This is a genomic window from Collinsella aerofaciens, assembly GCF_015561195.1.
In the GTDB taxonomy this organism is placed as follows: Bacteria; Actinomycetota; Coriobacteriia; order Coriobacteriales; family Coriobacteriaceae; genus Collinsella; species Collinsella aerofaciens_AC.
The window spans coordinates 131563-152952 of the sequence record NZ_JADMSU010000001.1; the positions used below are offsets into that span (position 1 = coordinate 131563).

A 21390-nucleotide genomic window follows, 5' to 3' on the forward strand; every position below is an offset into this window, starting at 1 on the left:
CGTCCGCCGACGAATAGCACCGAATTGGTTACTTCTTGCTCTCGGGCAGGACCAGATCCACGGCAGCGTCCTTGGCAGCATCGATGTGCTGAGCCACGACCGGCGTCTGCGGAAGGATCAGGTTAAGGACAATGGCCATGATGGCGGTGGGGGTTACGGCATTGGAGCCGATGACGGTGGACACCCAGGCGGGCATACCCTCGCCGGCAAGGCAACCGCTGGCCATCCAGATACCCAGGCCAAAGACGACGGAGGTACCGACGATGGTGGTAGTGCGCTGCGTGAGACCCTCGCGGGTGAACATGCGCACGCCGTTCATGGTGATGGTGCCAAAGACGCCGACGGTCGCGCCGCCGATGACGGGCTGCGGAATAGCGGAAAGGACGGCAGAGAGCTGCGGGAACAAACCAGCGATGGCAAAGACGGCCGCGATGATCACAAAGACCCACTTGTTGACGACCTTGTTGGAGCAGATGATGCCCACGTTCTGGCCAAGGGCGCTGGTGGGAAGACCGCCCAGCAGGCCGCCGACCATAGAGGTGAGGCCCTGGGACACGATAGCGCCGGAGAGCTCGCGCTCGGTGGGCATACGGTCGATGGAGCCCAGGCAGGCGGCGGAGACGTCGCCGATAACCTGAATGGCGACCATGGGGAACACGACGGCGAGGGTAATGCAGACCTCGGGATCAAACTCGAGCGCGTAGGGCATGAGCTTGGGAAGGGCGAAGACCTGAGCGGTGGCGACGCTGGAGAAGTCGATCATGCCAAAGGGAATCGAAACGATCATGCCAACGATCATGCCAAAGAACACGGATCCCAGCTTGAGCGTGCCCTTGCCAAAGTTGGCGAGCGCAAAGACCACGGCGAAGGTGATAAGAGCGACGCACCAGGCCTGCGGGGTACCCCACAGCGGCGTACCCATACCGCCGGCCATATACTTGACGGCCGTGGGATACAGCGAAACGCCGATGGAGAAGATGACCGTACCGGTCACGACGGGCGGGAACAGCCACTTGATCTTGCTGTAGGCCAGACCAAAGAGGACCGCGACGGCGCCGCCGACGATCTCGCCGCCCAGCAGCGCACCAAAGCTAAAGCCCGAGGCACCCATGGCCTGCAGGGCCGGCAGGAACGCGAACGAAACGCCCATGACGATGGGTAGGCCGCCGCCGATGCGACGGAAGGGAGCGAAGGCCTGAAGGGCCGTATCGATCGCCGAAAGAATGAGCGCGACTTGGATGATGTCGGTGCTCTGCTGGCTATTAAAGCCGTAGACGCCGGCCATGATGACCGCCGGGGTAATGATGCCGGCAAACGATGCCAGTACGTGCTGAAGGGCACACGGGATCATTTCCTTAACGGGAGGCATGCCTTCGCGAGTGAACAGGGCTTCAGTGCCGTTCGTAACCGTCTCCTGGGTCATTTGACCACCAATCCTCGAAGTAGTTGTTTTCGCATCTAACGCTCTATTGTGACGCAGTGCGGGGTTGAGGTTGTGCCTTCATTGCATATCGTATTAAAGATGATTCTCATTCTCAATAATAATTTTTTGTTATCAGACTATTCTTCAGCTGAAATAACTCGTTTCCGCAGGTCAGGAATGTGTCTGGTCTAAACAACATCTTACTTTTCTTTTGGTCAACCGTTTACCGCTAAATTCCTACCGTTCGTCTGCATTACGCAATGTACCTGCGGATATACGAGATGATGGGCAGCGTGTTACCATGAGAAAAAATTGTTATGAACATTTCCGATTTCACCCAAAGGAGTTGCCCGTGAACGAGACCGTACGTCGCTTTTTGCCGATGGTCGATTTTCTGGAGCAGATACTCGGCAAGAACAGCGAGATCGTGCTGCACGATTTCTCGGATCCCGACCACGCCATCGTCGATATTCGCAACGGCATCGTGAGTGGCCGCAAGGTCGGCGGTCCCGCCACCGATCTGGCGCTCAAGATCATGCACGACCCCAAGTATCGCGACCTGCCGTTTATTACGGGCTACGAGGGCCGCGGCGCCGGAGGCAAGACGCTGGAGTCCGCGACGTTCTTTATCCGCGAGGATGACGAGATCGTCGGTATGCTCTGCGTCAACACCGACCTCTCGACCGTACGCTCCATCAACGCCATGGCGCAGCAGCTCATGGCGTGCTTCGACGCAGCGCCGACGCGCACGGAGCCCGCCCCTATCGAGGTCGAAAGCCTTTCGGAGTCCACCCAGGAGCTCATCGACCGCAGCATTGCCGAGTTGCTGAGCGCGCGCGGGCTGGATGTAGCGTCGCTTGGTCAGAGCGACCGCGTGGACGTCATTCGCCACCTCAACGGCAACGGGGTGTTCATGCTCAAGGGCGCCGTGGCCTGCGCTGCCACCGCGTTGGGCATCTCGGAGCCCAGCGTGTACCGCTACCTGCAAAAAGTCCGCAAGGAGGGCTAACGAGCAAAATGGAGCGCGGCTCCACAAGCGATTCGTCACTTGACAAAAGACCCTGCAGCTCGCACGCGCTGCAGGGTCTTTTTGCATGTCATGTTTAGTTGTGGTCAACGCCTTAGAGAGCGGCGACGACCTCGATCTCGACCAGACCGCCAGCCGGAAGAGCGGCAACCTGGAAAGCGCTGCGCGCGGGGAACGGGGCCTCGAACTTGGAGGCGTAAATCTCGTTCACGGCGGCAAAGTCGGCGATGTCGGCCAGGTAGACCGTGGTCTTGACGACATCGGCAAAGGTGGCGCCGGCAGCAGTCAGCAGGGCCTCGACGTTAGCAAGGGACTGCTTGGCCTGGGCCTCGACGCCCTCGGGCATCTTGCCAGTTGCGGGATCGATGCCCAGCTGGCCGGACAGGAACACCATGTTGCCGGTCTGGATACCAGGGGAATACGGGCCGATGGCTGCGGGTGCGTTATCGGAAGACACGACGGTCTTGCTCATGTTTTTCTCCTTGCAAGTAAAAGGGAACGGGAGCGCGGCGTTCACACCGGGAGGCACAGTTCGGTCTGAACACCGCGCTTGATTGGGATAGTACTCAAGGTTTCCGCGCGATGCAAGATTATTATCACGTTGCGAGAATATTTTATCGCCCAACGGTTTCCCCGGACCGCTGAACGGTTCTCATGTGGAGCAGCCAGTCCAAGCTGCTGAAGACTTTATCCCGCTTAGAGCACGGGCCTCGTCCGCCGCAACAGCACCACTATACTTTTGAGTATCTGAGCATTTTGAAAGGCAGGATATGACCGCAACCGCCAGTCGAACCACCAACCGCAGACCTGAGCTTTTGGCGCCCGCCGGAGGGCCCGAGCCCTTTGCCGCCGCACTCGCCGCCGGGGCAGACGCCATCTACTGCGGCATGGGCAGCTTCAACGCACGCCGCAAGGCCACCAACTTTACCGACGAGGCCTTTGAGCAGGCCTGCCGCGCCGCGCATCTGGCCGGCTCGCGCGTCTACGTCACGGTCAACATCGTCATCAAGGAATCCGAGATGAGCGATGCGCTGCAGCTCATCCATCGCTGCTCCACGCTGGGCGCCGACGCCTTCATCATCCAGGACTGGGGCCTGTTCTTTGAGGTCAAGCGCACGATGCCCAGCATCGAGACGCATATCTCGACCCAGGCGAACATCCACGACGACCGCGGAACCCTTTGGTGCCGCGAGCAGGGCGCCGACCGCGTGACCCTCTCGCGCGAGCTTTCCATCGACGAGATTGCCGCCATTCACGATGCCGCGCCCGATGTGGACCTTGAGGTCTTTAGCCATGGCGCCATCTGCTTTTGCTACTCTGGCCTGTGTCTGCTTTCGAGCTTTGCCATGGCGGGACGATCGGCCAACCGTGGCATGTGCGCCCAGCCCTGTCGCCTGCCCTACGAGCTAATTGACGAGAACGGCCGCTCGCTCTCCCCTGCCGGTCGCGAGCGCGCGCTGTGCCCGCGCGACACCAACACGTCGCAGCTTGTTCGCCGTCTGTATGACGCCGGCGCCGCATCGCTCAAGCTCGAGGGCCGCATGAAGGCCCCCGATTACGTGTATTCCATCGTCGACGTGTATCGTCATCAGATTGATGACATGCTGGCCGGAACCACCGTTGCCAAGGACGAGAAAGCCGCCCGCCAGCGCCAGCTCAAGCGCTGCTTTAACCGCGACTTTACGCACGCCTATCAGGACGGCACCTCGGGCGACGAGATGATGAGCTATGAGCGTTCCAACAACCGCGGCCAGATCGTGGGCACGGTGCTGGGCAGCCGCCCGGCCAACCGCGATGTGCGCGGCCTCAAGCCCGACGACCGCCGTCGCCGCGCCGCCATCGCCCGCATTGAGCTGTTTGAGCCCGTGGGCAAGGGCGACCTGCTGGAGCTTCGCCACGATAACGAGTTTGACCAGTTCCTGACCACCATTGCCGCCGATGATGCCGCAGCCGGTGAGGTCATCGAATGTCGCGTACCCCGCAGCATGCCCGAGGGCTGCCGCGTCCGCGTGATTCGTAGTCAGCGTGCCATCGACGCCGCCGGCGCCGCGCTCAAGCGCGATGTGCTGCGCCGCCGAGCTGTTGATGTGTCCGTCGTGGCGCGTCTGGGCGAGCCGCTTACCGTTACGCTCACCTGCTGCGACGACCCTTCGCTTACGGCCAGGGCCACGGGCTTTACCGTCGAAGCCGCCAAGACCCGTGCGGTCGAGGCGTCCGATCTGGTTGAACACGTCGGCCGCATGGGTTCCTCTCCCTTTGAGGCTGCGAGCTTTGAGGTGGCACTCGATGAGGGCTGTGGCATGGGTTTCTCCGCCGTACATAAGGTGCGCGCCGCCGCTTGCAAGGCGCTGGAAGAGGCCATTCTGGCGCCGTACGCGGAGCACGCGAAAACGCTCGAGCTGCCGGCGATTGTCACCAGTGATTCCCGCCCCGCGCCCGAGCACTACCGCGACGAGCCGCAGATCTGCGCCACCGTCACCTCGCTCGAGGCCGCCGTGGCAGCGCGGGCGGAGGGTGCAACGCGCATCTACATGACCACCGACGCGCTCGATGCGGCCAAGCTCTCCCCCGCCGATACGTTTGAGCAGGGCATCGTACCCGTGCTCGATGAGGTCTGCCGCGCCGTTGACCACGTCCGCGTTGACCCATGGGTTGTTGCCGGCGCCACGGTCGCTATTGGCAACATCTCTGAGCTTGCCCTGGCCGCCCAGGTTGGCGCCACGGCCGAGATTCGCTCTTGCCTGCCGGTGCACAACACGCCCTGCATGGAGGCGCTTGCCGAGCGCGGAGCCGGTGCGTTTTGGCTCTCGCCCGAGATCACGCTCGACGAGATTGTCTCGCTCGGCGCCGCCGCGCCCGTGGCTCTAGGCATCACCGTCTTTGGCCGCCCGCGCGTCATGACAAGCGAGCATTGCATTCTGCAGGTTGCCAACGGCTGCATCCACGATTGTGCCAACTGCCGCCTGCGTGCCCGCAAGCTCTCGCTCAAGAATATCGACGGAAAGGTCATGCCCGTCCGCACCGACATCCACGGCCGCTCTCGCCTGTACGACGCCTACCCCATCGACCTCACACCGCAGGTTCCACAGCTGCTCGACGCCGGCGTGCGCCGTCTTATGGTCGACGGAACCTTGCTCGAGGCCGATGAGATTGGCCGTGCCGTCGCTCGCGTCCGTCGCGCCGTCGAGGCCGCGCAAGCCGGCCGCAAGCCCGCTGCCCGCCTGCGCGGCGCTACCTCGGGCTGCATGTTTGTGGGAATTAGCTAACCGAAAGGCTTACACGTGAACGAAGAACCTCAAGTCCTCTACTGCGACGCCTGGCTCATGGCCATCGACAAGCCCGCCGGCATGATCGTCCACGGTGACGGCACCGGCGAGCGCACACTTACCGACTACGCCAGCGACCTGCTGCTGGCGATGGGCGACGGCTTTGCCGCGACCGACATGCAGCCGCTCAATCGCCTGGACCGCAACACCACCGGCGTGGTGCTGTTCTCGCTCGACAAGCAGACGCAGCCCGCCTTTGACCAGATGGTCATCGACCACGCATTCGAAAAGCACTATCTGGCGCTCGCCGAGGGCAAAATCGACTGGAACGAGAAGCTCATCGACAAGCCTATCGCCCGCGACCGCCACGATAGCCGCAAGATGCGCGTTGGCGCCAGCGGCAAGCCGTCTCAGACGCGCGTCAAGGTACTCAAGCGCCTTAAGAGCCGCCGCGGCCTGCCCACGCGCTCGTATATTGATGTCGAGCTGCTCACCGGCCGCAAGCACCAGATCCGCGTGCACCTGGCAAGCGAGCATCATCCCCTGGTTGGCGACGACCTGTACGGAACGCCGCGCCCCTGCGGCCTCATGCTCCATGCCCACAGCGTGTCCTTTACGCATCCCGTAACCGGCGAGCACATCCACATCGAAGCCCCCTGCCCCTGGGAGCCCTAAACCACCGCAATGGGGACAGGCACCTTTGTGGTGGTTTTGCCGCAATGGCTCAGCCGCAGTCCCAAAACGTCTCGATCTGTAACAGTTAGAGCCCGTTTTCCGGTCTATCTGTTGCAGATCGAGACATTCAAATCCCCCTTAAGGGAAAATCTCAATCTGTAACAGTAACTCGGCAAAATCAGCCTCATATGTTATAGATTTAGACAAACCACCAGCGTCGCCCCAAACAATCTCAATCTGTAACATCTAGCCTGCTTTTAACGGTCTGGTTGTTACAGATTTAGACAAACCGGCAGACAACGAAAGCGGCAACGCCCGTAATGGATGTTGCCGCTTTTCTATTGAGAAAACTAAATGGTTTTGGCCTTACTTCGCCCCGTTGCTAGACCGTGATGACGTTTTCCATCGCCTGGTACTTGGCGGGCACCTCACCCGCGGTGATAATCGTTGCGTCGCGAAAGTCCGCAAACTTGACGGGCGCCACCATGCCAAATTTGCTGGCATCCGAGATTACGAAGCGTTTGGCCGTATGGCGCATCGAGATGCGCTTGACCTGTGCCTCCTCGATATCGGGCGTCGTAAAGCCCTGCTCGGCAGCAATGCCATTGGAACCCCAAAAGCCGCAGTTGAAGTTGTAGCGGTCTAGAGTTGCCAAGGCATCGGGGCCAACGAGCGCCTCAGTCTCGGGCTTGAGCTCGCCACCCAGCACCACGGTGCGCATGCCGCGCAGGGCGAGATGCTGAGCATGGAGCACGGAGTCGGTCACATAGGTGACGCCGTCAAGGCGCGGAAGATGCTCGATGAGCCCGAGCGTCGTCGAACCCGAATCGATGTACACAAAGCTCTCGGGCTCCACGAGTGCCGCGGCGCGAGCGCAGATGCGCTCCTTGTCGTCGTTATGGAGATCACTGCGCTCACTGATCGTTAAGTCGCGCGTCACGTGCGCGCGCTCAAGGCTTGTCGCGCCACCGTGCACCTTGGCGATGCGGTGCGCTCGGTCGAGCGTCTGCAGGTCGCGCCGAATGGTAGAAGCCGTCACACCCAGGGCATCGGCAAGCTCTGGCACCGTTACTGAACCAGCCTGCTGCACCATCGAGACGATCGCATTGAGCCTATCTTCCGCGAGCATCGCTTACTCCTCCTCGAGGTAGACGACTCCCCAATCGGCACGGAGCTTGGTCATCAGCTCCATAACATCAGAAGCATAATCCAGAAGCTCACGCTTGGAATCATCGCCGGCGACGGCCTTCTCGAGGTCAGCCATCTCGTAGCACAGCGCGTAGGCCTCGGTGCCGGCGTGGACCTCCTCACGGTGACCGTCTGCAGTCCACACGATGACCGCATGGTCGGCACGCGGATACTCGTTGACCTCGATATAGCACTTGTCAAAGCTGATGACCGAGCGCTTGGGCTGCTTCGAGTGGAGCGTAAGGCTCACGACGCCCAGCTGCTGCTCGGCGTTTCGGCAGACAATGCCGCCCGCGACGTCAACGCCAGTCTCACAGGTGTTGCCCAGAGACACGACCTCAGCGGGCTGGCTTGCCATAAAGAGGCGCATGACGGACAGGGCATACACGCCAATGTCGAGCATGGCGCCGCCGGCAAGACTGCGGTTGTAGAAGCGGTTGGTCAGGTCGCCGTACTCCTTATAGCTGCCAAAGTTGAGCTGGGCGAGGTTCATGTGGCCAAAGTCGCCCGCATCCATGCGACGGCGCAGCTCCTGATACAGCGGCATGTGGAGCACCGTGGTGGCATCCATAAGGACCACGTTGTGCTCGTCGGCGATGGCGCGGGCCTCGTCGAGCTCGGCAGAGTTGAGGGTAATGGCCTTCTCGCAGAGCACGTGCTTGCCGGCGGCCAGCGCGGCACGCAGATAGGTGATATGCGTGTTGTGCGGCGTGGTGATATAGACGGCGTCGATGTCCGGATCGGCGTAGAGGTCCTCGACCGTTTCATAGACCTTCTCGATGCCATACTGCTCAGCAAAAGCCTGAGCCTTGGACAGCGTACGGTTGGCGACGCCCGCAAGCTTGCGGCCGGCAAGAGCGAGAGACTGGGCCATCTGGTTGGCGATAACGCCGCACCCGATCACAGCCCAACGAAGCTCGGGAGCCGTAAAGATATCATCGGGGAATGGCTTGTCCTGGACCGAAGCGAACGCTGCTTTTGCGGCTGCCGCGGAGTCGAGTGGAGCCTGCTTGGAATCTACCATATGTGCCTCCTGTGTCATAGAACGTCTTGCATTTCGGATAGCTCTATATTCGCACAAACACGCGCGTCTGTGCTCGTTTTTGCGTATCTCACCGCTAAACGGTCATTTTTGTCCCGTAAACGGCGCATCTATACGCATATTCACGCAATCCCACGCACGCAAATACGCACAAATGCGAACCAGTCATTGCTCAGAGACAGGGGCTTATGCTTAGAACTCAAAAGACAGGATGATCCGCTTAGCCTCGTCACTCATGGCGCGCTGCAGCTCTAAGGACCGTCCCAAACTGCCGACAGAAAAGGAACGTTCCAAACTGCAGACAGAAAAAGAACGTCCCCAGGCGCCGGCATTTCAAGAGCACTCATTTAAGTCTGTCCCCAATGAGTGTAAGTCTGTCCCCAATGAGTGGGAGTAATCAGAGACCCTTTGCGAGGGAGGCCGGACGTGGCCTTCCTCGTTTTTATTCATGGACTTTAGTCCGTGCCGCGCGGCACGCGCGGCATAGAAAGCCACCCGCTCAGCGGGTGGAGGCCAATTTCCGCTACGCGACAAAAACCTTCCCCCTAGCATGAGGATTGTTCAGGTCATCATACTAGGGGGAAGGTGATTGCTGTGGCCCAGAAAGCCAACAGCCTCGCGCACACGAAATGGCTGTGCAAGTACCGCATCGCACCGAGGTCAAGCTCATCGCCGCCATCGTCGAGAAGCACCCCAAGGTGCGCTTTGCCGCGAGCCGCACCTCGGCCCACGCCGACCTCTACGACCGTATGGAGCAGGCCCTGTGCGAGCGCGTGGCCAACGCGGTGGAGGTCGTCCGCTCCGACATCAGCCCCGCGCTTCTTGTCCACACCGGTCCAAACCTCGTGGGTGTGGCGGTCCAGGGACTCTAGCGGAGGCGGGGCGTCCTGCCCCAAAAACAAATGCAAAAGACGAGCACTTCTTGCCGCTCAATTGGCAAGAAGCGCTCGTCTTTTCTTAACGCGTTGTATGGCGGAGAGAGCGCAAGTTACGCGAGCGCCCTTCTTGCCAGCTCGGCCGCGCCGAGGATTCCTTGGTCGCCGCCGCAGCCCGGGGCGCAGATGTAGCTCTCCATGTCCTTAAGCTCGGCGGTCTGGATGTAGCCACCCAGATATTCGAGGGTCTTCTTGCGGACGATGCCGTAGAGCTGCTCCTGGTGCATCACGCCGCCGCCGAGGACGATGCGGCGAGGCGAGTACATGAGCACGAGGTTCGCGCACATCTGCCCCAGATAATCCCCCTCGAGCGCCCACACCTCATCGTTGTCCGCGAGCTCGGCCGCGGGCTTTCCCCAGCGCGCGGCGATGGCGGGGCCGGAGGCGAGCCCCTCGAGACAGCTCGCGTGGCTCGGGCAGACGCAGCGTCCCTCCTCGGTGGGACGGGTTCTTACCAGCATGTGACCGGCCTCGGGGTGCAGCATGCCGTGAAGGAGTCTGCCCGCGCACATGACGCCCGCGCCCACGCCGGTGCCGATGGTCACGTAGACGGCGTCCTCGAGCCCCTTGCAGCAGCCGAAGACCACTTCGCCGAGGCAGGCAACGTTCACGTCCGTGTCGTAGGCCACCGGAATCCCGAGGGCGTCGGCGAACGCGGCGCGAAGACCATGGCCTCGCCACGCGAGCTTGGGCGTCTGGAGGATGGAGCCGTAGCGCTCGTCGTTGGGGTTGACGCAGGTCGGGCCGAAGGCGCCGATGCCCAACGCGTCCACATCGCGGGCGGTGAACCACTCGATCATCTGCGGGACGGTCTCGGCGGGCGTAAGCGTCGGGGTCTCCATACGGTCGAGGACCTCGCCGTCGCCGGACACCACGGCACAGACCATCTTGGTCCCGCCGGCTTCGAGGGCGCCGAGCCTCATTTGCTTTTCGCTCATGTGATCCTCCTTACAAAGGGACGCCCGCAGTCATGGTCAACCGCGGGCGCCCATAACGTTGGCTTGTTTCGAGGCGACCCTACCTGGGCACGCGGTCCTGCCTTGCGGCAAACGGGGCGAGCACGGCGTGCGGCTCGCTTTGGTACCAGTAGGCGACGGTGGAGATGTCGTCCTCGCGCTCGTAGAGCTTGATGTCGTCGTTGCCGAGGTCCTGGAACGTCACGCGCAGGTCCTCCTTGAACGAGATCGGGTCGGGAAGGTGCCACCTGTAGAGGCCGTGCCTGGGCAGCGCGTCGTCGTTAGTCGCGAGCATCGGATTCGGGTTCGGCTTGCCCGCGCTGAAGCGGTCGCGCGTGGCGTCGCGCGTCGAGCGGTACGGGTAGCCGGCGAACAGCGTGTTGAAGCACTGCGCCTCGGGCAGCGCGTGGGGCGGCCTGTCGAGGAAGGCCCAGGCACCGCCGAAGTAGTCCTCGGCTCCCGTCGAGGTGACCGTGGGGAACTCCTCGTCGCCGTCGAGGAAGAACTTCATCTCGCCCTCGCCCCACCAATAGCGCTCCAGGGCGCACAGGGCCATGTAGGTGCCGACGTAGTAGCCCTTGCCGCGCACGCCGTCGAGCACGGTGTAGTCGACGCCCCTGCGGGTGCTGCGCTCGCGGTTAAAGCGGGCGTGGAAGTACATGGCGTCGTCCGGCACGTCGGTGAGCGCGTAGTTGAACGTGTAGAAGATGTACTTAATGAACCCGGGGTGCTCGCTCGTAAGCGTGACCTTGGCGTGCTTCCTGAAGGGCATCTCGAAGTAGCAGTTCATGCCGCCCGTCGGGTTCACGCAGATGGGCATCGAGTTGACGATGGCGCGCTCACCGAAGCCGTTGCAGAAGAAGTCGCCGACAGGGCACTCGACCGAGGGGGTCTCCTCGTCGTCCCAGTAGAAGCGCAGCACGAGGTCACGCATGACGAAGCTGCCGGCGGCGGTCTTGTCGGGGACGGTCATCCAGATGTGGCGGATGATGCCGGGGCCCTCGATGTCCGCGAGCGTGATGGTCTCGCCGGACTCAAGGGGCACGCAGCACGAGCCCTTGCGGCCGACGCCGAGGTGGCTGGCCGACATGGCGGCGCGGCCCTTCTCGCCCGTGATGTTCTCGGGGGTGATGGCGCGGCTTTCCTCACCGCCGTGCATCCACACGTCCTTAAGGAACTCTCTCATCGTCGACCTCCTCTATTCGTCGTCGTCGCACTCGGCGGAACTGGCACCGTTCACGTAGATGATCTGCTGGCGCGCCTCGTTGACGAGGGCGTCGAAGTCGAGTTTCTCGTCGGGGCGCGCGAGCGCGACCGTCATGGCGAGCGGGAGGTTGACACCCGCGATCACGTGGATCCGGTCGGAGGCGAAGCGGGAAAAGCGCTGGTTCACGCTGCCGCCGTACGCGTCGGTGAGGACGACGACCTCGTCAGTGCCCGAAAGAGCCGCCTCGACCGCCGCGTCGAGCCCCTCGCCGTTGTCGTTCACGTAGGCGCACACGGCGTTGACGGCGTCGCCCTTACCCGTAAGGAACTCGAGGGTGTCCTTGAAGCCCTGGGCGAGAAGGGAATGGCTCGCCACAACTATCTTTCTCATTGATTCACCAATCTCTTGGGTCGAAGCTAGGCGAGGATGCCGGCGGCGGAGGCGACCATCGCGAGGACGATCACCACGAGGATGAGGGCCGTCATGCTCGCGTTCTTCTTGGTAAGAAGGTAATACGCGCTTCCCGTGATGGCGGCGGGGATCATGGCAGGCAGGATCTTGTCGAGCAGCGGCTGAATCTCCATCGCGACGTCGCCGAAGCTGAAGCTAATCGGGCAGGTGACGCCGATGACCGAGGCGATGAGGCAGCCGACCACGGTGAGGCCGAGCACGGAGGCGGCGGCAGTGAGGTTGGGAAGCTTCTCGCTGAAGTCGGTGACGAGCTTCACGCCCTGCTTGTAGCCGAACTCGAGGGCGTGCATGCGGACCCAGAAGATGGCCAGGATGAGCGCGAACCAGATGCCGGCTCCCACGGGGTTGCCCTCGATGGCCATGTAAGCGGCGATGGAGCCCATGATGGTCGGGATCATGGTCATGAGCAGGGAGTCGCCGACGCCGGCGAGCGGTCCCATGGTGCCGATCTTCAGGTCTTGGACGGCGTCCGCCGCCGCTAGGCCGTCGCGCTCCTCCATGGCCACGCAGGCGCCAAGGATGATGGCGGCGAGCCAAGGCTGGGTGTTGTAGTAGCGGAAGTGGTTGTTGAGCGCTTGCTTATAGTCCTCGTCGTTCGTGTAGATCTTCCTCAGGACCGGCGAGAGGGCGTAGGCGACTGAGGCGCCCTGCTGGGTCTGGTAGTTGAAGGTGCACACGCTCATGAGCCAGCGCCAGTTCGCGTTGCGCAGGTCCTTCTTGGTGACCTTGTAGCCGGAGGGCTTGCCCTCGGCGACGGCGGTGATGTTCTCGTTTTCCATGGTTACTCATCCTCTCCGATGAAGGCGTCTGCGGAAGCGTGGGCGGCGAGCTCGGTGTCCCTCTCGGCACGCTGGTAGAACGCAATCGCGAGGGCAACGCCGACGATGGCGGCGCCGATGATGGGCACGTTCAGGAAGGCCGAGAGGAAGAAGCCGGCGAGCAGGTACTGGAAGTACTTGGCGGTTGGCATGTAGCGGAGCAGCATGGCGATACCGACGGCCGGGAGCATCTTGCCGGCGAGGGTGAGGCCGGAGAGGAACCACTGGGGCATGACCTCGAGGAGCCAGTTGACGGCGGGCTGGCCGAGCGTCACGGAGACAAAGACGGGCAGGGCGGCGCACAGGCCGAAGAGCGCGGGGCAGACCCACAGGATGGCGTTCATCTGATTGAACTTACCCTCGTTGCAGAACTTCTGGGACTTCTCGACGACAAAGCCGTTGAGGATCTTGGCGACGACGTCGAGCTGGATGCCGAGCATGCCGACCGGCAGGCCGATGGCGAGGCCCGTGTCGGAGCCCAGGGTCACGCCGTAGGCGGTGGCGATGATGGCCATCGTGCCGTAGTCGGGAATGGAGGAGCCGCCGAAGCCCGCGACGCCGAGCTGCATGAGCTGAATGGTGCCGCCGATGACAAGGCCGGTCTTCCAGTCGCCCATGACGACTCCGGTGATGAGGCCCCAGAAAACGGCGTAATTGACGAAGATCATCGGGATGCCGTAGTAGTCCACGTGCTTGATGAAGGCCAGCAGGGTCAAAAGGACGACCTGCAGGATAGTGAAGTTGACCATATTTCCCCCTTAGATGAGGTCTGCGACGGAGACGGGCTTGTCGGCGGGCACGAACTGGGCCGTCACCTTGACGCCACGGGCGATGAGCGCCTTGTAGCTCTGGACGTTCTCGGCGGAGGCGTAGGCGCGCTGGGTGAGCTGGATGCCGTCCTCCTTGACGAGCGAGCCGCCGACGACCAGCGACGGGAGCTCGACGCCCGACTCGACCAGGCGAAGCATCGTCTCGGGCTCCTTGGCGATGACGAAGACCTTCTCGCGGTCGTACTTGCCCGCGGCGAAGTTCTTGAGCGCGGTCTGCTCGGAGATGATCGAAACGGCCATGCCCGCGGGGCGCGCCATCCTCATGGTGGACTTCAGGACCTCGTCGCCGGCGACCTTGTCGTCGATGACCATGACTCGGGTCGCGCCCGACACCGGGGCCCACTGCGTCACGATGATGCCGTGAAGCAGGCGATTGTCGATTCGTGCCATAACAACACTCATGTTTGCTCCTATCAAATGAAGTTTTACGTTCGGTACTGCCTCGGCGCTATCCGGATTCGCGCCGGGCAAGGGGTTATCGGATTATTGAGGACGCGCGGTCAGCTTGCGGCGGCGCGGGGAAGGTCACTCGTCGAGCAGGAGGTCCGAGGAGCCGAGGCGCTCTTCTCGCGCCGGGGCGGCGCTCACGCTTATGTAGTCGAAGACATATGCGATCTCGCTTACGGGAACCTCTACGCGATAGCGCGTCGAGATGCTCGAGAAGCTCTGCCTGAAGGACTCGATGAAATCGGCGCGTTCCTCCTCGAAGCGGTCCTGGCCAACGTAGGTCTCAATGGGGTTTCTGGTAACAAGGCGCTCGACGAGACAGCAGAGGTGAACGTAGAGCCCAATGATGGCGTTGCTGCCGATCTTCTCGCCTGTCCTGCGCTGAAGCTCGTGCACGGCGCTCTCGATCTCATGGAATAGCCGCTCCGGGTCGAGGATGGTGATGGAGCGGATGACGTTCTGCAGCGTCATGTTCGAGAGCAGCTTCTCGTGGAAAGAAGAGAGCTCGGAAGCGTCAAGCCACCTGCCGAACACGGCATCAACCTTAGAGGCGGACGCCGTCGACATGATGTCCTCGAGGGCGACGAAGGGGACGGAGGCGACCCCGGGGTCTCCCGTGCCGATGACGGCGCAGACGCGGTGCTCGGAGAAAACGGCGTCGTTCGACCCGTTCGCGACGAGCTGCTTGAAGGGCCTCGTGAGCAGGCGCGCGCCTATGGTGCGCGGGAGGCTCTGCGAGACGAGCTGGCGTATCCTCTCCGCGGCGTCGACCCCGGACTCGGAGCAGAAGACGATGGCGTCCTCACGGTTGACGCGCTCGATCACCTTGCAGTGCGTCACGCACGCGGCGGTCGCATCGCCAAGAACCTCGGCGATGGACTTGCCGCCGAGCAGCCCGACCCCGATCTCGAGCGCAAGACCGGTAGAGACGTTGTTCACCACGCCGATAGTGGAGTCGGTAACGTTCTCGAGGGCCTTATAGGCCTCCTCCAAGGAGCCCATGTCGACGAGGAACACGACCCCGGTACAGTAGGAATGGCGGTCGACGAGGCGCTGGAGCGGACCGACGATGTCCTTCAGCTGCTGGTCGTAGGGCATGTCGACAGCCTCGTACACATGCATGCCGAGCATACGGTTCGCCGCGTCGGCGATGCTCGTCGCCGTTGAGTAGCCGTGGGACAAGATGACGCAGAGCGTCCGAAGGGCCTTCGCATCGCGAGACTCCGATGCGACGCACAGCGTCAGAAGCGTCTTCGTGAAGTGATCGAGCGAGATTCCCAGCGCCCCTTCCACGTCTGCGGCGACCTGATCGGAGACACTCGAGGCAAACGGCAATTCGGAGGTCACGGCACCGAGGAGATGGGAGATTTGCTCCGCACAGGCAGACTTTCGCTTAGCCAGGCCGATACCCGGCCACAACTGCAGGCAAATCTCCTGGGCCAGTAGAAAAGCGACCTTCCTCGAAAGCTCGATGCCATAAGAAGAGCCTGCGTCGGCAAGGACCGCGCCCACGACGCGCTCGAAGGCGCGCGACCTCGAGGAGGCGACGCCGTGGTCGAAGATCAAGTGATCCTCAACGCCGCGCACAGCGGAGACAGCTTGCGAGACAAGCTCGGAGACAGAGAGCTCCCCGGCGCAGAATCGCTCATCGAGGGAGCACAGGGCATCGAGCGCCTGCTCGACCGGCCCTGTGCTCTCGGCGGCATCCAGAGACGCGTCGATCAGAACGCCATCGTCGGGCTGTTGATCGATCTGCGCGGAGGAGAGGAGCCCGCTGGGAAGAAGATACGGGCGAACGACGACGTAGTCGCCCTCGCGATTGAGGAACGCTTTGGCACAGCAGTTCGTCACGCAGGCGCGCAAGCCGGCGATGTTATCGGAAAAGTCCGCGTTCACGAGGCAACGGTATGCGCCGCGGCTGATCTTCACATCAGAACCGATTCGGCACCCCTCGCTGCGCAGGAAGCTCAAGATGAGATCCTCGCGCTCCTCGGGGGTCCGCTCCTTGAGTGAGGGGACGCGGGCACAGATGGGCATTTTGCTGTAGGCCGAGGAAACCTTCAGGTCATCGGCGGAAAGCGTCGTCGAAAGAACGAGGCGAGCGCGCGGCGCATCCTGGGAGGCATCGAGCCCGAGGGCCGTCGCAAGGCAGTGCTCCATCGCAGAGGGAGAGAGTGCCTCGATGCCGTTGACAAAGACCACACCCCCGCGCGCTTTCGCGATCGACTCGTCAAGAAGCCCGTTGAACGAGGCGGCGTCCGGGACCCCGGCGCAGTCGATGCGCACATAGGAGGAGTCGCGGGACAGCAAGCCCTGGTTCTTGCCGTACTCGTACACAAGGCGAGAAAGGAAAGACTTACCGACACCCACGCCGCCGCTCAAGAGAATGGGCAGGCCAAACGGAGGGTACTGAACCGCAGCCTTGCACTGCTCGACAACGGAGCTGAGGCTCATGTCGAAGCCCACGGCACGCGCGAAGTCGCGGTGATCGGCGATTCCCGTCGCCTGGATGAGGTCGGCGAGCGAGGCGTACTCGCTTGCAGAGAGCTTTACCTGAAAACGCTTCTGGAACGCGCGGCGATGAAAATAACGGACAGGCCTGCCCGCCACCTTAACCACAAGACCGGCGCGAACAAGGTCGTTGAGGTACTGGCTCGCCAGGCTCCTGGAGATGATGAGCGTCTCGGCGATGTCGGAGGTGGACAGACGGGCAAGGTCGTCGAGCGAGACGGCAGAGGTGAGGGCCTCGAGATGCTCGAGAATCCTGTCCCTCATGTCGACGGGTTTCTTTGCCAAGCTGTCCTGTGTGGTCTTGTCCATGACTTCTTACCTCCTCGTACAAGGAGTATAAGGGGAGAACAGAGAACGGAAGGGGGCGCGTGGGGGAATCAACAGCTCCGAGGAAAAGTCCACCACTTGAGGGGCAGAAAACAACGGCCATTGAACATTCAGGGCCGACGCTCAACACTTCGGCTCGACACTTCGCTTTGGAAAGGGCCCGGCGCGCCGGGGTCCCAACATAAAGAAGGGCCCCGGCGCGCAGGGCCTAAAGCTTAACCATGCGCGCGGCGATGCGGGCGCAGTCGCAGGCGGCCTTCTTCTCGAAGGTGTTGTAGTCGACGACCCGGCCCTCGGCGCAGGGCTTGTCGCTGATGGCGCGCACGACGACGAGGGGCACGCCGTTGAGATAAGCGGCCTGCGCGATGGTGCAGCCCTCCATCTCGCAGCACAGGTCGCCGAAGGTCGCGAGGATTCGCTCCTTCTGTTCCGCGGGCGAGACGAACTGGTCGCCGGAGACGACGCGGCCCTTGAGGACCTTAATGTCGGGGGCGACGGCGGCCGCGGCGGCGCACGCCGCCAGCAAGGGCCGGAACGGATCGCGCAAGATCAAGGCGTCGCCCGGGAGGTCGGGCGTTACCGTCAGCCGGCGCCGCGTCTGCCGCATCATGAGGGAGAACGGCCTGGCCGGCGCATACGGCAGGAAGAGGTTCAAGGTGCACCCCGGGGCGGTCAACGAGGCCGACGTGTCGAACGTCGTCGCGCGCGGCTTCGGCGGCAGGGCGCCGTGCACCCATATATGCAGCGACTTGGCCTGCGTGCGCGTCGGGGCGTCGTGGAACTACGTCTGCCTGCTCGTCGACCTCTGCAACGGGGAGATCGTCGGCCACTCCGAAGGACCGAGGAGGGACGCGCGAGCTCCGAGCCAAGCTCTTGGATTACGTGCACTGGTACAACAACTTCAGGATCCACTCAACGCTGGGCTACATGTCGCCGGTCGAGTTCAGGGAGGCGGGGCCGTCCCTCCCGGAATCGTCCAAATAAGTGTTGCCAATCCATAGCCAATCCAGCCATCATCTTCGCGAAGGCGGACGTCAGGAAAAGCTCGGCTTGAGCTCGGTCGGACGCGGTCTGTGGGGCATCATTCAGGCTCAGGGGGTCTCCTTGTCTTCTTCGGTCGCAACCTGAATGATAGGGACGGCCCCTTCTCTCTTTCCCCTTCGTTTTCGACGCGTCACCCTCTCGGCGGGCTTAAGGCCCGCGCTCGCGGGTGCAGGGGCTACGCCCAAACCCCAAAAACGTAACGCCGTGCTCGAAGCGTTTCCGGACGTCAGCGTAATCTCAAATCCCGTTCGTCAACTCATGGGCAAGCCACCTGAGACTACTCATTTCTCCTACTGGCAATGAAGACCTGCGACCTGCAGTTTTGCAAACTACTTGAAAGCCACCTGCGTTGATTCACTTCCTATTGCAGCTGGCGGCTTGCACGCGAAAAGGCATTTAAGTTTCAAAACGGGCGTTTTCGGCGCTATCGAGCCTCCAAAGGCATCCCGCCGCGCCCTTTGGGACAAAAACAAAAACTCAAAGCCCTGAGTTCGAAAATAGTTTTTGGAGTTGTCCCGACTTTTGTCCCCGAAGCCGACGAAACGCGACAGGGTGTCACCTGGCGGCACTCGATTCGAGACGGCACCGAAAACTGGATGCAACCGGAATGACAGGACGGCAGAACCGAAGCCATCGAGTGGGGATAGAAAAAGGCCCGGGTGCCGTGGCATCCGGGCCTTTGCTAGCAACTTGATGTTGCTGGCAGCTTAGAACTTGTGGCCGCACTTCTTGCAGACGCGCAGCTTGTTCTTGCCGTCCTTCTCGTGACCGACGCGGGTAACCTTACCGCACTCGGGGCAGACGAGATTGACGTTGGAGGCGTCGATGGGAGCCTCCTGCGAAACGATGCCGCCCTGCTGGTTGGCAGCGTTGGGCTTGACGGCCTTCTTGACGACCGAAACGCCCTCGACAACGACCTTGTTCTCGGCGGGGAAAGCACGCAGGACAACGCCCTGCTTGCCGCGATCCTTACCAGAGAGAACCTGGACCTTATCGCCCTTCTTGATATACATATATCTCCCCTAACTACAGGGTCTCGGGAGCGAGCGAGACGATCTTCATGTACTTCTTGTCACGAAGCTCGCGAGCGACGGGCCCGAAGATACGGGTGCCGACGGGCGAACCATCGTTGTTGATGACAACGCAGGCGTTCTCATCAAAGCGAATGTAGGAGCCATCCTTGCGGCGGATCTCCTTAACGGTGCGAACGACGACGCAACGGACAACGTCCTTCTTCTTGACGTTGGCGCCAGGGGTAGCCTCCTGGACAGCACCGATGAACACATCGCCGATGCCTGCATAACGACGCTTGGAACCGCCAAGCACCTTGATGCAGCGAATCTTGCGAGCGCCGGAGTTGTCGGCGACGTTCAGCATGGTTTGCATCTGAATCATGGTAGATGTTCCTCCGAACTAAGAACCGAAGAGAGGTGCGCAGCCTTTATACGGCCCGTGGTATGCAAGCCAGGCATACGCACATCTTCGGAAACGTACAAGTCGTAAGAGCGACTGCTTATTTAGCGCGCTCGACGACCTCGATGAGGCGCCAACGCTTCATCTTGGACATAGGACGGGTCTCCATAACGCGGACGGTATCGCCCACGCCAGCCGTGCACTCCTCGTCGTGAGCGTGCAGCTTCTTGGAGCTGGTCATCATCTTGCCGTACTTGGGGTGACGCTTGCGCTCGGTGATGGTGACAACAATGGTCTTGGCACCGGAGACGGAGGTAACGACACCCGTACGGACCTTACGCGAGTTACGCGAATCAGTCATGTTCTCTCCTTAGGTCCTACTCGGCGACAGCGGACTTCTCCGCTGCGATCTCGCGGGCGCGCTGCTCCGTGAGGACGCGAGCGATGTCCTTCTTCACGGTGTTGACGCGAGCGGTGTTGTCCAGCTGGCTGGTGGCCATCTGGAAACGAAGGTTAAAGAGCTCGGCGCGCATTTCCTTCAGCTTCTCAACGAGCTGAGCGTCCGAGAGCTCACGAATCTCTGCGGGCTTCATTAGTTCTCCTCCTTGGCGGCGGCGGCGTCCTCAGCAGCCCACTTGGCCTCGAGAGCGGCCTCCTCAGCCATCTCCTTCTCGATGCGCTGCTCAGCGTTCTTAGCAGCAACAATCTTGGTCTTGATGGGAAGCTTGTGCTGTGCAAGACGCAGAGCCTCGCGAGCGACCTCCTCGGGCACGCCCTTGACCTCGAACATGATGCGGCCGGGCTTGACGACGGCCACCCACTCCTCGGGGTTACCCTTACCAGAACCCATGCGAGTCTCGGCAGGCTTCTTGGTGATGGGCTTATCGGGGAAGATCGTGATGTAGACACGACCGCCACGCTTCATGTAGCGGGTCATGGCAATACGAGCGGCCTCGATCTGACGGTTGGTGATCCAATGGGCCTCGAGAGCCTGGATACCAAACTCGCCGAAATGCAGCTCGGTATTACCCTTGGCCTGGCCCTTTATGGAGCCACGCTGCACCTTGCGGTGAAGAATACGCTTAGGGGCAAGCACTACTGACCCCTCCTCTCGGAGTTACGACGACGAGGACGGGAAGAGCCCTCGAGTGCAGGGTTGGGAACAGGCTGGCCCGGGAGCTTCTCGCCCAGGTAGATCCAGACCTTCACGCCGCAAGCGCCCATGGTGGTGCTGGCGACAGCCGTGCCGTAGTCGATCTTGGCACGGAGGGTGTGCAGAGGCACGCGACCCTCGCGATACCACTCACGACGGCCCATCTCGGCACCGCCGAGACGACCGGAGCACTGGATACGGATGCCCTTAGCGCCGGCCTTGCGGGCAGACTGGACAGCCTTGCGCATAGCGCGACGGAAGGCAACGCGGCCCTCGAGCTGCTCGGCGATAGACTGAGCAACGAGGTTGGCGTCGAGCTCGGGGCGCTTGATCTCGACAACGTCGACGGAGAGCTGGCCCTTGGAGACGCCAGCGACCTTCTCGAGCTCGGTGCGGAGGGTATCGATCTCGGCACCCTTCTTACCGATGACAACGCCGGGGCGAGCGGTGAGGATGATGACCTTCACCTTGTCGCCAGCGCGCTCGATCTCGACGCGGGAGACAGCTGCGCGGGAAAGACGCTTCTCGAGGTACTTGCGGATCTCGAGATCGTTACCGAGGGTCTTAGCGTAATCCTTCTCTGCGAACCAGCGGGAGCGCCAGTTCTCGGTGATGCCAAGACGGAAGCCGGTGGGGTAGACTTTCTGACCCATACAG

General features: G+C 62.0%; 22 protein-coding genes and 2 pseudogenes. 6 read left to right on the forward strand and 18 right to left on the reverse strand.

Features of this window, described 5'->3' with window-relative positions:
* Positions 1–28 precede the first annotated feature (28 nt).
* Positions 29–1423 (reverse strand): uracil-xanthine permease family protein, encoded by a 1395-nt coding sequence (locus I2H81_RS00540; protein ID WP_055285183.1) that lies wholly within the window; start codon positions 1421–1423, stop codon positions 29–31.
* A gap of 352 nt (positions 1424–1775) precedes the next feature.
* On the opposite strand from I2H81_RS00540, the gene I2H81_RS00545 reads away from it, so the two are divergent.
* On the forward strand, positions 1776–2432 hold the full coding sequence (locus tag I2H81_RS00545) for a helix-turn-helix transcriptional regulator (protein ID WP_232049564.1): 657 nt from the start codon (positions 1776–1778) through the stop codon (positions 2430–2432).
* A 112-nt stretch (positions 2433–2544) separates the two neighbouring features.
* Here I2H81_RS00545 and I2H81_RS00550 read toward each other — a convergent pair whose 3' ends face one another.
* Complete coding sequence (locus I2H81_RS00550) at positions 2545–2922, reverse strand: RidA family protein (protein WP_035137477.1); 378 nt, start codon at positions 2920–2922, stop codon at positions 2545–2547.
* A gap of 298 nt (positions 2923–3220) precedes the next feature.
* Here I2H81_RS00550 and I2H81_RS00555 point away from each other — a divergent pair, with 298 nt between their 5' ends.
* Positions 3221–5716, forward strand: coding sequence for a U32 family peptidase (locus tag I2H81_RS00555; RefSeq protein ID WP_195644140.1), 2496 nt, complete (start codon positions 3221–3223; stop codon positions 5714–5716).
* Between the two features lie 15 nt (positions 5717–5731).
* Complete coding sequence (locus I2H81_RS00560; RefSeq protein WP_233508892.1) at positions 5732–6391, forward strand: RluA family pseudouridine synthase; 660 nt, start codon at positions 5732–5734, stop codon at positions 6389–6391.
* Between the two features lie 382 nt (positions 6392–6773).
* Here I2H81_RS00560 and I2H81_RS00565 read toward each other — a convergent pair whose 3' ends face one another.
* Both I2H81_RS00565 and I2H81_RS00570 read right to left on the reverse strand, forming a co-directional pair.
* Entirely contained in the window at positions 6774–7520 is a 747-nt protein-coding gene (locus I2H81_RS00565) for a DeoR/GlpR family DNA-binding transcription regulator (protein WP_195644141.1), read from the reverse strand.
* A 3-nt stretch (positions 7521–7523) separates the two neighbouring features.
* Positions 7524–8603, reverse strand: a complete 1080-nt coding sequence (locus tag I2H81_RS00570) for a Gfo/Idh/MocA family protein (RefSeq protein ID WP_195644142.1) — start codon at positions 8601–8603, stop codon at positions 7524–7526.
* 647 nt (positions 8604–9250) lie between these two features.
* Here I2H81_RS00570 and I2H81_RS00575 point away from each other — a divergent pair.
* The gene (locus I2H81_RS00575; protein ID WP_117843679.1) at positions 9251–9493 is read left to right on the forward strand and encodes a hypothetical protein; all 243 of its coding nucleotides are present in this window, start codon (positions 9251–9253) and stop codon (positions 9491–9493) included.
* A gap of 116 nt (positions 9494–9609) precedes the next feature.
* Here I2H81_RS00575 and I2H81_RS00580 read toward each other — a convergent pair whose 3' ends face one another.
* The 8 genes from I2H81_RS00580 to I2H81_RS00615 form a co-directional block, all read right to left on the reverse strand.
* Complete coding sequence (locus I2H81_RS00580) at positions 9610–10494, reverse strand: ROK family protein (protein WP_199410693.1); 885 nt, start codon at positions 10492–10494, stop codon at positions 9610–9612.
* Between the two features lie 79 nt (positions 10495–10573).
* The gene (locus I2H81_RS00585; protein ID WP_172676343.1) at positions 10574–11698 is read right to left on the reverse strand and encodes a glycoside hydrolase family 172 protein; all 1125 of its coding nucleotides are present in this window, start codon (positions 11696–11698) and stop codon (positions 10574–10576) included.
* 12 nt (positions 11699–11710) lie between these two features.
* The gene (locus I2H81_RS00590) at positions 11711–12109 is read right to left on the reverse strand and encodes a PTS sugar transporter subunit IIA (protein ID WP_089572475.1); all 399 of its coding nucleotides are present in this window, start codon (positions 12107–12109) and stop codon (positions 11711–11713) included.
* 26 nt (positions 12110–12135) lie between these two features.
* Positions 12136–12969, reverse strand: a complete 834-nt coding sequence (locus I2H81_RS00595; RefSeq protein WP_089572476.1) for a PTS system mannose/fructose/sorbose family transporter subunit IID — start codon at positions 12967–12969, stop codon at positions 12136–12138.
* A gap of 2 nt (positions 12970–12971) precedes the next feature.
* A complete protein-coding gene (locus I2H81_RS00600) occupies positions 12972–13757 on the reverse strand; it encodes a PTS mannose/fructose/sorbose/N-acetylgalactosamine transporter subunit IIC (protein ID WP_089572477.1) in 786 nt (261 codons plus the stop codon).
* Between the two features lie 9 nt (positions 13758–13766).
* Complete coding sequence (locus I2H81_RS00605; RefSeq protein ID WP_089572478.1) at positions 13767–14240, reverse strand: PTS system mannose/fructose/N-acetylgalactosamine-transporter subunit IIB; 474 nt, start codon at positions 14238–14240, stop codon at positions 13767–13769.
* Positions 14241–14363: 123 nt separating this feature from the next.
* Positions 14364–17105: a PRD domain-containing protein gene (locus I2H81_RS00610; protein ID WP_117736585.1), complete on the reverse strand. Its 2742-nt coding sequence runs from the start codon at positions 17103–17105 to the stop codon at positions 14364–14366.
* Between the two features lie 226 nt (positions 17106–17331).
* The gene (locus I2H81_RS00615) at positions 17332–17649 is read right to left on the reverse strand and encodes a 5'-methylthioadenosine/S-adenosylhomocysteine nucleosidase (RefSeq protein WP_229026325.1); all 318 of its coding nucleotides are present in this window, start codon (positions 17647–17649) and stop codon (positions 17332–17334) included.
* On the opposite strand from I2H81_RS00615, the pseudogene I2H81_RS10330 reads away from it, so the two are divergent.
* Positions 17606–17713 (forward strand): annotated as a pseudogene (locus I2H81_RS10330) (hypothetical protein); the annotation flags it as partial. The gene I2H81_RS00615 and the pseudogene I2H81_RS10330 overlap by 44 nt on opposite strands.
* 292 nt (positions 17714–18005) lie before the next feature.
* On the forward strand, positions 18006–18107 hold the full coding sequence (locus I2H81_RS10335) for an IS3 family transposase (RefSeq protein WP_231501554.1): 102 nt from the start codon (positions 18006–18008) through the stop codon (positions 18105–18107).
* Between the two features lie 767 nt (positions 18108–18874).
* Here I2H81_RS10335 and rplX read toward each other — a convergent pair.
* The 6 genes and pseudogenes from rplX to rpsC all read right to left on the reverse strand — a co-directional run bounded on the left by rplX (position 18875) and on the right by rpsC (position 21386).
* Positions 18875–19180 (reverse strand): 50S ribosomal protein L24, encoded by a 306-nt coding sequence (rplX, locus tag I2H81_RS00625; RefSeq protein ID WP_161115950.1) that lies wholly within the window; start codon positions 19178–19180, stop codon positions 18875–18877.
* Between the two features lie 13 nt (positions 19181–19193).
* On the reverse strand, positions 19194–19562 hold the full coding sequence (gene rplN / locus I2H81_RS00630; RefSeq protein WP_006235041.1) for a 50S ribosomal protein L14: 369 nt from the start codon (positions 19560–19562) through the stop codon (positions 19194–19196).
* 118 nt (positions 19563–19680) lie between these two features.
* Positions 19681–19941 (reverse strand): 30S ribosomal protein S17, encoded by a 261-nt coding sequence (gene rpsQ / locus I2H81_RS00635; protein WP_006235040.1) that lies wholly within the window; start codon positions 19939–19941, stop codon positions 19681–19683.
* 16 nt (positions 19942–19957) lie between these two features.
* Positions 19958–20173, reverse strand: a complete 216-nt coding sequence (gene rpmC / locus I2H81_RS00640; RefSeq protein ID WP_006235039.1) for a 50S ribosomal protein L29 — start codon at positions 20171–20173, stop codon at positions 19958–19960.
* Between the two features lie 86 nt (positions 20174–20259).
* A pseudogene (rplP, locus tag I2H81_RS00645) lies at positions 20260–20676 on the reverse strand (50S ribosomal protein L16); the annotation flags it as partial.
* Complete coding sequence (rpsC, locus tag I2H81_RS00650; protein ID WP_006235037.1) at positions 20676–21386, reverse strand: 30S ribosomal protein S3; 711 nt, start codon at positions 21384–21386, stop codon at positions 20676–20678. The gene rpsC and the pseudogene rplP, both read right to left, overlap by 1 nt.
* Between the last annotated feature and the right edge of the window lie 4 nt (positions 21387–21390).